At 46.2% G+C, this 12738-nt stretch carries 7 protein-coding genes; all 7 read right to left on the bottom strand.

What is annotated here, in order from left to right; translation table 11 throughout:
• Position 1: 1 nt before the first annotated feature.
• On the bottom strand, positions 2-1888 hold the full coding sequence (locus G5B43_RS04780) for a hypothetical protein (protein WP_165293578.1): 1887 nt from the start codon (positions 1886-1888) through the stop codon (positions 2-4).
• A gap of 8 nt (positions 1889-1896) precedes the next feature.
• A complete protein-coding gene (locus G5B43_RS04775) occupies positions 1897-3345 on the bottom strand; it encodes a polysaccharide lyase family 1 protein (RefSeq protein WP_206367242.1) in 1449 nt (482 codons plus the stop codon).
• A gap of 188 nt (positions 3346-3533) precedes the next feature.
• Positions 3534-4634 carry a glycoside hydrolase family protein gene (locus G5B43_RS04770; RefSeq protein ID WP_240904759.1) on the bottom strand — a complete coding sequence of 367 codons (1101 nt, stop codon included), beginning with the start codon at positions 4632-4634 and terminating at the stop codon, positions 3534-3536.
• A 95-nt stretch (positions 4635-4729) separates the two neighbouring features.
• Complete coding sequence (locus G5B43_RS04765; RefSeq protein WP_165293577.1) at positions 4730-5905, bottom strand: glycoside hydrolase family 105 protein; 1176 nt, start codon at positions 5903-5905, stop codon at positions 4730-4732.
• Between the two features lie 7 nt (positions 5906-5912).
• Entirely contained in the window at positions 5913-7727 is a 1815-nt protein-coding gene (locus G5B43_RS04760) for a RagB/SusD family nutrient uptake outer membrane protein (protein ID WP_240904758.1), read from the bottom strand.
• A gap of 12 nt (positions 7728-7739) precedes the next feature.
• Positions 7740-10976 carry a SusC/RagA family TonB-linked outer membrane protein gene (locus tag G5B43_RS04755; protein ID WP_240904757.1) on the bottom strand — a complete coding sequence of 1079 codons (3237 nt, stop codon included), beginning with the start codon at positions 10974-10976 and terminating at the stop codon, positions 7740-7742.
• Positions 10977-11099: 123 nt separating this feature from the next.
• Entirely contained in the window at positions 11100-12728 is a 1629-nt protein-coding gene (locus G5B43_RS04750) for a RagB/SusD family nutrient uptake outer membrane protein (RefSeq protein WP_165293576.1), read from the bottom strand.
• Positions 12729-12738 lie beyond the last annotated feature (10 nt).

Here is a 12738-nt window from a genome sequence, read left to right as displayed (position 1 = left end):
ATCAGTTGATAATCTTTACGGATCGAATCGACGCGGAATTTGCGCGGCTATTTGCACCTTTCAACGTCACCCCACCCGAATTTATGCTCATATACCAGGCATTCGCATTGACCGCGCCCGACACACTGCTACTCCAATAATACCCAGTCGAATGTGCATTGCTCAAGCTCCCATTGCTACGGCTTCGCCATCCGCCTATAGTATACCAAGTTTCATTATCGCTGGTTTGTACGCGGTAACCCAAATGGGTCGCGTTCCACTCGGCATCGGCAAATATACTGGCAGCCTTGTCGGCTCCCGATGACGCCTTTAACCATACATCTGGCGGCGCCACCATATAGCCTTCCGGCGATGGATCATAGATAGATTTCTGTAGAGAGGAAAAAGCCGGAAAATTAAACCCCTCCGGATTTCCCCACAAACCGTCGTCTGCATAGTACAACCAATCATGGGCGTAACGGAATGGCCGCGACCCGGTACTGCTTCCGGTCTGTGAAGAACGTATAAAGCGTGTGGGATTTTGGGTGGCATATTCTATCGAGCCTGTAGCGGATCCTCCGGCGACAACAGGCAGATTCACCGTACCATTGCGATTGTACATGGTGGCATTGGTATTTTCACCCAACGATCCCGTACTGACAAACGGATCCTTACGCCCCCATTGGTACAACATACCGATAGCGCGCCAATCGCCTGCTGCTGCCGACACCGCACCTAGATTACGATCCAGAACGGTATACGCATTCCCTTTGCCGTTTACACCAAGCTGTACGTCATTGGTCTCTGTGACCCAAATATGAAAAGACCACAAGATCTTAGCATCCCCTGCATCTGGATCTTCCTTATCATAAATAGCAATCAACGCATTTCCCGGTTGCCCGTTAAGTTGTGCTGTGAAAGATTTGCCATCTGCAGCGAGGGAAACGTCCCCGACAAAGTCGGGAGATACATCATTCCACAACATCTTTGCCGAACGCGGTAATTTGTCTTCATCATCATTCGGATAGTTCTCATAGGTGTATCGTAAATTGGTGGTGTAATACGGTGTACAGTCAACCGTTACCGATGTGGCGCCGGGCGAGGCGATCACGCTGTTCGCTTTACCATAGTAGTCCGTTTTTGCCATCCAATCAATATCTTCTAATGCTACGGCCAATACCTTACCACTTTCTATACTTTCTCCTGTAAGATCGATAGTACATGTTCCTATACCTTTCAAGGTGGTAAACTTAACTTTAACTGCCTCGGCAAACGTAATCGGAGGTAGGGCAATGAACAACTGTTGCCCCTCGGAAATATCAATTTCGCCTTTGAGCGTTACTTTCTTTGATGCCTGCTCCTCGAGAAGTTCTATCTGTCCGTCCTCCCCTCTTATCTCTACGGTTCCCGTTAAAAGGTCTGTTTCAGACGTTATCGAAACCGAAGTAATGGCGCTGAAAAGATCATTGGCTGGTACCATCAGTTTTAGTCCACCACAAACCGGACTCATGGTCATACTATCTAGTCCTTCGTTATCCGTCAGGCTAAAAAGAGGGTACGCTAAGGGATCAATGTTCCCTTTGACATACTTCTGTGTTTGAGGTAATGTAAACTTTAGTATATTTTCCCCCGAAATTTCCGCGTTTGATGGATAATAAATCAGATACTGTGGCGCTACGGGTACATCATAAAGACTGACGAGGCTATTATAAAGTACCGGATAGGCGGCACTATTGATACCAATCTTGTCATTGGCTTTGATCTGATAGCTCAGCTCACTCGCCTCACTGATCGATAAAACAAAGGAATTGGGTTGCTCTACAATGAATTGCTGCAAAGCATCTTTAGAACAATTCGCAAATAGAACAGCGATGAATAATATTTGCAGACTTTTTATTATGGATTTCATACGAGTAATTATTTAGTGGTACCAATAGAAAACGCATAGTTTTCAATGTTCATGTAGCCATTACTAGCAAGCTTCGTTGCATCGGTCGGGTCGTTCTTATCCAAATCATATTCGTCTTCAAAACTATCCGGTATACCATCGCCGTCGCTATCCAACGGCTTTTCTCCTTCATTGATTTCACCGACACCTCCCAATGGAAATTGCTGGGTATCCCGTTCATTCTGGATAATTGTCCCCTTAGTTCCCAGTGAGGTCAGTTCTTCGATCAGATAGCTATCTACCTGATCGCGGGCTGGTAAACTAGCCCCCCCATTTTCCACAATCCATGCATAAGCCTCCGCGGCACTTATTTGTTGACCTATTTTGGGGAATATGCTTGGTCTGGATGAAAGGAATACCGGATTTCCTGAACAATACTCTTCCCAGTTGGATGCGGGTATAATTTCCACTCCATTCAGCGCACCGTCTTTATCGTGATCGTAAAGATTTCCTGCAAAAAATGCACTGAAATTTTCGTTTCCACCTGTAAACGGACGGGCTGGGTTTATCGGTACCAATTGCAGTTCAAGACTCTCGTCCTCCAATCGGACTTCCTGCCAATTCACCACTGGCCCTTTAATGAAATAATTGTCTTCAATACTCGTTACGGAGAGCCCTTCCGAACCACCTCCCATATCATATGCCGTACCGTTGCCCCAGTTGTATACAACATTATTGACAAACTGGTTTAAACCTTTCACTTTCGGATTACGTGTTTTGTTGTCTATATACAAGTTACGGAACAAGGTAATACCGTTTTCTGCTGTCGTCTGCATAAGCCCTCCACACGAGTGATTCTGCAACCCTTGGCCGATGAATGAGTTTTGTATCGTGATATTTCGTGTGGTATTACTGTTGATGGAGAAGTTCTCATCACGCCCCCAAGTTGCGGATATATGATCAAAGATCATGTTTTCCCCCGAAGCAATTCCCATCGCATCCTGACCACTAGGGCCATTTCTTCCCATACGTATCCGGATATAACGGCAAATAACATTTGAAGCTCCTGAAGCAGAGATACGATTCCCATACAGCACAACGCCGTCTCCCGGCGCTGTCTGCCCCAAAATGGTGAGATCGGAACTCAGCACCAGTACACTTTGGAGGTTTATAACCCCGGCGACGTCAAACACGATGATTCTACCGGGTTGGCTAACCGCATCCCGCAACGATCCTTCCCCACTATCTTCCAACGTGGTAACGCGATAAACATCTCCTCCCCGACCTCCAGTTGCGTTGCGACCGAAGCCTTCTGCTCCCGGAAACGCAACCACTTCCCCATAGTCGGGGAAAGGCCCTTGGCTTGGTTTTGTATAAATGCGTACTCCCTCCAATTCCGTTTTGGTACAGCTGATAATCCCCAGTGCCGCAAACAGAACAAGTGCTAACGTTTTTCTAAAAAAAGGATTACTCTTCATATCGAATTATGTTTATAAGTGAATAGTCTTCTCTACTATAATTAACACAGTTGTGCTAAAAAAAAGATGCTGATCGTATATTCCAGCATGTCCAAAAATAACATAAGCCCCCTTTTTAAACGTTTAAAAATTGACCTATTCCATCTAAAAACTGATCAAAATCGGTGTGGAGGCTATTTTTAGGCGTACTATAATTTATACGATTCAATCTCGAAGACAAAAGTAGTCGATGTTTCAGCAGCTCCTCCCTGCGTAGCACCAAAAAGATAACGCGGTGTTCCCTTAACCTTGTCGAGCAATAACATGGGTCGCTCCAAACGACCAAAGCGTTTGAGATGCGCAGGAGGATCGCTTTCCTGCACGTAGCTTTTCATATCCAGGTAAGAGACCCGAGGTTCTGACCAACGGAGACCGTCCGGAGAAGACAACAACAGCCCAAACTCATGGTTATAAAATCCCATATCCCGAGCAATCAGGTAATACATCCCCGCTTCTTTCCATACAAAAGCATCTTCCAGCTGCGCATTATTCGGACGGTCCGAAAAATCGATAACCGGGTTTTCCGACACTTTTATATACGGCCCTTCGGGATGATCAGCCTTTGCCAGCCCATACTTGCGGTTTCCACGTACTGCACCCGATTGATTTTGGTATTCTGCGGTATTCCACGATTTATAAAACAACCAATATTTGCCGTCATTCCCCTCTACAAAGGCAGGATTCGTCGTACAATGATCGTCCCAAGCACCCTCCTCTCCCGGCATTAGCGCGGGACTATCCGGACGTTCCCAAGGTCCATCCAAGCTTTTTGAAGTCGCAATACCGATACGCTTGGTATCTGTTTTTCCATTCGAGTTCCCCATATAAAATAGGTAATAGGTATCCCCTACTTTTTGGATGAGGGGATTATGACAGGTTGTACTATCCCAATATCCTTCTCTCGGACTAAGCACCACGCCAAGATCTGTAAAGGGAGCATCGGGACGATCGGCCACAGCATGTGCAATTTCCGAACCCCGAATCCAGCCACTCATACCCTTCTCTTTCTTCCAGCGCGAATAGAAGATATGTACTTTGCCGTCATCGCCCCAAATCGGAGAAGAACACCAAATGTAGTAATCTGCCAGGGCAAGCGATCGACCAATAGGTTTTAAGGTAAAAGCAGGCGTATTGCTCGCGTTAAATGCATAAAGAGACGGTGTCATCATCGCACCCGACAGCAGAAAAAAGCTAGCTTTTATAAAATCTCTTCTGGAATGTCCGGCTCGTCCTCTTGTTATGTTCGTCATGGTTTATTTGTTAACGTCACCTATCTAAGTTTATCTCTCTAATATATCAAAAAGCAACCTCAACAGTGTTATGCACTGTCCTGTGTACAACAAGGTTATCTATTTAATTCCAATAACCCCATAATGAACGGACCGGTGGCTTTGGCATCATTTTCCCGGACGCGCTCGTTAACATAGTAATCGTAGCTGCCATCGCGGTAGGGATGCCCACCTAAACCCGCAACGGCATTACATTGGATAAGTGTAAGTGTACCGTCTGCTTCCTTCTTTAGCAATTTTTTTTGCATCCCTGTTAAGGTTTTCTCGGCTACGGTCTTATAAGATTGTGAGATATAACCTCTATTGGCCGCTTTTGCAAAACTGTACATAAACATGGCGTTGACAGAAGCCTCCTGATAGTTTTTCTCCTTGCCAATTTTATCCAAGACTTGCCACCATAAGCCTTCTTCATCCTGATATTTAGGCAATGTTTCAGCTAGCCCGTTGATAATGGCCACAATCTCGTCTCTTCTGGGATAATCTGTTGGAATAAAATCGAGTACATCAACCAATGCCATAAACCACCAGCCTATGCTACGACCCCAAAAATTAGGCGATTGCCCGGTCATGTTGTCGGCCCATTGCTGTTTTTTGCTTTCGTCCCAAGCGTGGTAATAAAGTCCGGTTTCGGCATCATACGTATGTTTCGCCGTGATGAGGATGTGATTGATCACGTCGTCATAATGCACACTATCATTTGTAAACCGACCATACTGCGCTATAAACGGATTAGCCATATACACGCCGTCTAACCAGATCTGGTGGGGATAAATCAGCTTATGCCAATAAGCTCCTTCGAGCGTTCGGGGATGAACTTTCAGCTGATCCATCAACCGTTCGATCGCAAGCTTATATTTTTCTTTTCCGGTCTGCTCGTAAAGGGTAAAAAGAATTTTGCCAGGATTGATATAGTCTATGTTATATGTTTCTCGTTTATAGAGATGGATATCGCCATGTTCGTTGATGATCGTATCGGCCCAAGCCTCCACATAATCGAAATACCTTTGGTCGGTGGTTTTCTCCCACATCTTGAGCATAGCCAAGCAGCCGAGTCCTTGCCCGTAGCCGAAGTACAGGCGTTTGCCATGATCAATCTGCCAAGCTTCCGGGAAGCGTTTCATTTCGGACTCGGCGAATTGCACGTATAATTTTTGCGCCTGGATTCTTGAAGATAAACCGATAAAGCACAGTAAAAAGACAAAACCCGAAAGCGCTATTTTTTTAGTTGACATATCTAAATTAGTATAGAGGGTGTTGTTGTCCGCGCAAACCTGTATTTGCGTCGATCGTGTTCGTAGAAAGTGGAAACAGCTCTACTTTGTTCTTCTCTAAGCCGCGGTAAATATTTCTTACCCAAACCTCATTGGCTGCCAGCTTATTATTAAAAAAGGCCGCCGTGGCACCATACATGTCCACGATCGTGTAGCCTTGGCGCTGCAACTCCTCCCTTTCCGTGGCTGTAGGCTCAATGGCTAACGGTATAAAGTCTAAGGCAACCGTAGGATCGTTGAAGGCCTTCGCATCGGTGATCTTATAAGCGCGGTACCGCGGAACGTCCGCGTATTTCCCAGTACGATTGGCTAAGTCAAGGACGTCCTGCTTGGTCGCGGTAAGTTTTTCGTATAATATACCCCAACGGATGAGATCCGTACGACGCCAGCCTTCAAAACCGAGTTCTAGCTTACGCTCTTGGATAATGGCATCACGGAATGCTTCGTAGGTACTTGGCGTTTCGCCAATTTGTGCACGATCGTTCTGAAAAGCACGCAAACGCACTTTCTCGTACATTTCTTTAGCCACCGGAGTCGGCCCGTTGTTCAACTCATTCTCGGCTTCAGCATACATTAACAATACATCGGCATACCGTAAATGGATCCAGTTGATGTCGCGCTGAGCTGCGGAAACACCTTCGTCCGCTTTCCAATTGACACGATACTTACCGATCATGTGGTTCGCGTAGGTGTTCATTTGGTGCGTGCTTTCCGCTGTTATAGCATAATTCGAGATGGTCACATCACGACGAACGTCACCTTCTTCAAACTCAAAATAGTATGTAGGTAATGCCGCCATTGCTGGCTGCGATTTGTTATAAAACGATTGGGTATGCGCAAAGATACCGTTCGTGTAGCCAAGCCGCGCTTCGTTACGATCGGCACCTTTTTGGCCGTATTCGAACATGGACTCTTTATTATATTTTCCGTTGACCAAGTCACGGAAGATCGTTTCATAATCGATCAACTCATTTTCTCCTCTATCGACAATGGCCTTACAGGCGTCCCGGGCGATTTCGTACAGCTCCTGAATACGCTGCGTATCCGAACGTCGGGCCAATTGTACGCTACTGGGTGCATAGCTGTCCAAGTCCCAACGGAGCGAATAGCCTGCCGCATAAAGCGCGGTACGCGCTAATAGACCGTACGCGGTGTTCTTCGATACCCGTTCTATTGGCATCCCCGACTCTCCTTTCCAAGGCAGCAGTTCGATAGCGCGTTGCAGATCTTGCACGCAACCATCTAATATCGTATCTCGGCTCACGCGGGACGAGGCGAAATCCGGCATCTCGACTACCGGAACGGTCGGATAAGGCACATCACCAAAATGACGTACGACATGCAACATGTTCATGGCTCGGATCGCATAAGCTTCGCCTAAAAGCGCATCCAACTTGTCGCGTTCTGCGTCGTCCGCACTCGCCATCAACGGAATATTTCGGATTAATACATTAGCCTGTTCAACACCGGCATACATCGTCGTATAGGTACCCGTCGGACTGATAGCGGGGCTATATACATAATTTGAAACCTGATTTTTCGAGTTCGTTTCTCCTTCGGTAGAAAAAATTTCATCATTACCCATACCAAACTGATAGAACAGTTCAGCATTAAAGGTACTGGTATAGGCGCCCAACACGGCCATTTCCACTTTGCCGACGTCCTCAAATATCGTGGAGCTATCAAAATCCTTTTCTGATGGCAGCTCCAAAAAGTCTTTACAAGCAGATGTACTGAGTAGAAGACCAGCCAATGCCATATAGATAAATTTATATTTTGTCATGATTCTTAGCTTTTAAAACGTTAAGTTAATTCCGGTTACGAAGCTCTTTATCCGCGGATAAGCCGAGTTGTCGACGCCTCGTGTTAAGATCTCATCGGTCGCCGAAACCTCAGGGTCGAATCCGGAGTAATTTGTAAACGTATGGATGTTGTTTAAGGTAATATAAAACCTCAACCGTTGGATAAATGCCTTTTTGGAGACTTCTCCCGGTAAGGTGTACCCTAACGTGATGTTGTTTATCCGTAAAAAAGAAGCGTCTTCCAGATAGTAATCCAGCGGGTCGGATATAGCGATATTATTGCCCGCATTTAAGCTCCATATCTGATCTGCTGCATGTTGATTAGGATTTAGTTCCGCCAATCGATTCAGGTCATTTGTTTCCAATCCTGTGCTGGGATCGATCAGCGTAAAGCGATCCGCCATATCGCCTAACGAGTTTTGGTTAGGCAAGTACGGGCCCATAAAGCGCTGGCTATTCATATTGAACACCTTGTTTCCGTACGCAAAGTTCAGGAACACACTAAGGTCGAACCCTTTATAAATAAACTCGTTGTTGAAGCCACCAAAAAATTTGGGCTCAGGGCTTCCCAGTTCCGTACGATCGTCCGCAGACCATACCGGATTTCCATCCGCGTCTGTTTGGCCGGCTACAGGAAGGTATTTTACGTCACCTGGTTTTACCGCGGAACGGTCTTTACCTTTAAGGGAAGCCACCCCATCTCGCAAGGTGTAGCTACCATCGCCGTTTTGCACGAAGTCGTCTGTCGTATACACGCCATCGTACTTATAGCCATAAAAAGTACTGATCGGGCCGCCTACGCTAGTATAAAAGTTGATCCTGGACTCATAATTGGTGATCATGTAATCATTGCCGCCGCTTCCGAAAAGCTGCCCCACTTTCGAGCGGTTGAACGTCATATTGAAGGCCGACCGCCATTGGAAGTTCTCGTTACGGATATTCAACGTGTTCAAGGAGAGTTCGACACCTCTATTGCGCAATGTGGCGACATTTTGGTATTGCTCGCTGTATCCCGTCGATGTGGGGATCGCGGCCTTCAATAATAAATTCTTCGACTCGTTGTTGTAAAAATCGGCAGTCAGGTTTACCCGGTTGTTCAGCAACGCCACATCTAGTCCTACATTTGCTGTTTGTGTCTTTTCCCAGACTAAAGCTGGATTACCTAACGTGTTACTCGGTTTTACACCGACGACCGTCTTATTATCTACCGCAACAACGGTCGATCCGTACAAGGTTGCATACCGTGTAGTTCCGATTCTATCATTTCCGGTCGTACCGTAGCCCACGCGCAGTTTCAACTGGTCAAAAATGCCGTTGTCTTCCATGAAGCTTTCGTTATGAATATTCCAAGCAGCGGAGGCAGAAGGAAAAGCTCCCCATTTGTTACCTTGACGGAAGGTCGATACACCATCCGCACGAACGGTAGCCGTCACTAAGTAGCGGTCGTCGTAATTATAGATTCCGCGGAAGAAACCAGACACCAAACCGTAGCGGTCAGCTTCGGATTCGCCGCGTTCTGTCCGCCCGGCTAAACTCACGTCTTTCAGACCGAAATTACTGGCTGGGAATTCAAAATACTCGTGTTTAAGACCTTGGCTTTCTTCGTACCGCACTTCATGGCCGCCCATCAAATTAATATGGTGGTTCCCTAGGTCTTTCATCCAGGACAAGGTATTCGTCCATTGCCATTCAAATCCTTCGGCATTGTTTATATCCCCATAGGGACCGCCATTGTTCTGTGCATCCCTGGTCCGTCCATCGTCCCAAAAATCGGTACGGGTTTGTCCCCACTGATAGGATCCCTGCGTACGAAACGTAAAATCATTCAAAAATTTAGCCGTCAGGCCGACGTTTACATTCGCTAAACGTGAGGCCCGTTCCCGGGTACGCGCGTCGTTCATAATAATTGGGTTGGAAATATCGTATTGCGAATCAATCAGCTGCATCTCGTCCCCAATGTCGGTGTTTAACATTTCTTCGTCAGTATAACGGACGCCACCGGTGGCAGGCTGCAAGGCCGACATTTTGAGCATACCGCCCAACGATCCGCCACCTTGTCTATTGGCATCCTGAAACAGGGAATTGAAATCCACATTCACCCCTTCAAATAATTGGTGGTCGACCTTAGCACGCACACTGTTCCGCCGGAACCCGGATTTGGCTAAAATACCGTCTTGGTTCGTGTTATTGTAAGACAGCATCAGTTTTGTCTTTTCGTTTCCACCGGAAATATTCACGTTGTGGTTTTGCAACAAGGCGCTGCCACCGAACACCTCATCTTGCCAATCAATGCCCGCACGCGTTCCATAGTCGTTATGGATCCGTGCGTAAGCACCGGAAGCAAAATCAGGATCATCGACATCTCCCCCGTACATATCAGCAAACCTGGACGCGTTACCAGCAAGTGTCTGGAATTCGTATTGATATTTCACATAATCTTCTACGCCCAGCAGATCGAGCTTTCTGCTCAACCGTTCAAAACTCAGATAGGCATTATAATCAACCGCGGTACGGCCGGATTTTGCAGATTTCGTCGTAATCAATACCACCCCATTCGCTCCGCGCGCACCATAAATGGCTGTTGCGGAAGCATCTTTTAAGATATCAATGTTTTCAATATCATTGATATCGATTTTCATTAAGGCATCTTCCATCACGAATCCGTCAACGACATACAACGGCGTCGTTGAACCGGTGATGGATGTTCCGCCCCGTACGGTAATATTGACATCAGCTCCGGGAGCACCGCTTTGTGTGACGACGTTCACACCAGCGACCTTACCGGTCAATGCTTGCGCTGCCGTGGTCACCGGCACTTGACGAATATCGTCACCTTTTACCGAGCCTACCGCACCGGTGAGATCTCTTTTCCGAGCTGTTCCGTAACCGATCACCACGACCTCGTCCAGATCGTTGTTAGCGGCCATCAGCAAGACGGTAATCGGGTTTCGACTGCTTACGGTCACCTCTTCCGGCGTATATCCCACGTAGCTTATCTGTAATACGTCGCCCACATCAAGCGATAGTGAAAAAGTACCATCTTCATCTGTTAACGTACTTGCATTTTTTCCTTTGACCTGCGCACTGGCCCCACTTATCGCTTGGTTATTTGCGTCAGTCACTCTCCCGGATAAGGAAAATTCTTGTGCCTTAACCAACGAAACCATAGCAAAAAAGAGTAATAGGCACACCACTCCCCCCTTTACGTTTTGTCTAACAGTTAGCATCATAAATGTTTCAGTTTATAGTTACTTCCTGTCAAAAGTAGGGACCAGTGCGCGTTTTACACTTTCAAAAATTGACGTATTTTATCTAAAAATTGACAAAACAACTAAATAGCAGGAGGCTATCCCCTATTTCAATGGATACTTTACAAACCAGTTTTGTTCGTTCATCAAATGACCTCTAACCTGCTGCTTTTGTCCATCTGGATATTTTGCAGAAACGATATCGGCTAAGATAGCTGGATCATTCCATCGCTTGGCAATACGCATCAATGCAAAATAAGCTTTTGCTTCGCCAGCACTTTCCATCAGCGTTTCTTCTGCTACTAAGCGGTCCAGGGCCTCCATATATTCCAGCTTTTCCGCTTCGGTATCAATATCATCTTTAGACAAGCCTTGCGGATAAACCGGACCGAGATTGACTCGACGACGGATACCCCAATTCCGTTTTAATTCAGCATTCATCACTTCATCATCAAAAGGCGCTTGTAGATTTCCCACATTACGAATGAGGTATTGCTCGATACCATCATTCAATAGAGCCTCTGCTTGGCTGAATTTCCCTAGGTTGTTCAGCGCTTCGATAAGGAAAAAATGGACATCCGAATCGCGATAGATGACGATATGCACATTGTTTTTATAAATTTCCGAAGCACTCTCCCGATCTCTGGAGAATTTACGGATTACCCACTGTCCATTCTGGAAAAAATAGGTATAATTCTCTCCGCGATATTGATCACCTAAGGTATGTCCGTCATAGCGTAACTGGGACGCATGCCGTTGCATGGCTACTTCCGTAGGCTTTAAATAGTAGAGCGATGGCTCCTGGTTGGAAAAAAAGCTGATCAAGCGATTCGTTTGGTTTCTTTCAAAATCGTACGGTACGATATTGATAAGCACACGGGTTTTCGTAACAGGATCCCGCGTAAAGACCTGTATCCATTCGCCATTATAATCTTGGTTATCTACTTTATAACGCCGTCCACCGTTGTCGTATATAAACGGAATACCGATGTCCACGACACGTTGATATTCTTTGTTCCAAAGATACAGCTCCATGCGTAGGGGCGCTGGTGACGGACAGATCATGTTCCACACCAAATCTTGCTCGTTGGCTGGTACGCCGGGATATAAAATATTGCCCCAGTTGGTTTCATACAAACCATTTACGCCGTCCACGCCGCTTTCCATCAAGGAGATCAAGCGTGGAATCAATTCATCGAAACCGATCACGGGAATCTCACCGATCTTGTCCAGATTGAGATCTGGATCATCGAAGTACGCTACTTGTCCATAAAGTTTTCCCAGCGTCAGATACGTCCAAACCTTAAAACGGATAGTCCCGGATATTAGAGCTTGGTAGTGCGCCTCCTCAATGGCGGTGGGGTTATTTGTTCTGTACGCGATAATCTTACTCAAGTAAGCATTTGCGTTAACGATCAAATCGTAATAAGGCCGTGGGTTAGCAAAGCTATTACCGGGTTTTTCTTTAAAATTGTAAAGATCCCAAAGATCTTGTGGGGCATTTACAGTGGGCTCAAGCAAATCCGTACGCAGGTCACTCAGAAACACGGTCTGATCCGCGATGGCCTGCATCTTGGAGGCCACCCCCATATAGCCCGAGTAAAGTTCATTAGATTCCTTTACATAATCTTTATCCAATAAAATATCGTTCGTATCCACTTCAAAATAATCGGAACAGCTCCCAAAGGTAAGGGCCATCGTGGCAATTCCACATACGAAAAAAGTCTTTCTCATACTCATATTG

The organism is Sphingobacterium sp. SGR-19 (genome assembly GCF_011043555.1).
Classification (GTDB): Bacteria; Bacteroidota; Bacteroidia; order Sphingobacteriales; family Sphingobacteriaceae; genus Sphingobacterium.
Note: the sequence above shows the minus strand (reverse complement) of the source record. Positions and strands in the feature narration are given on the sequence as shown.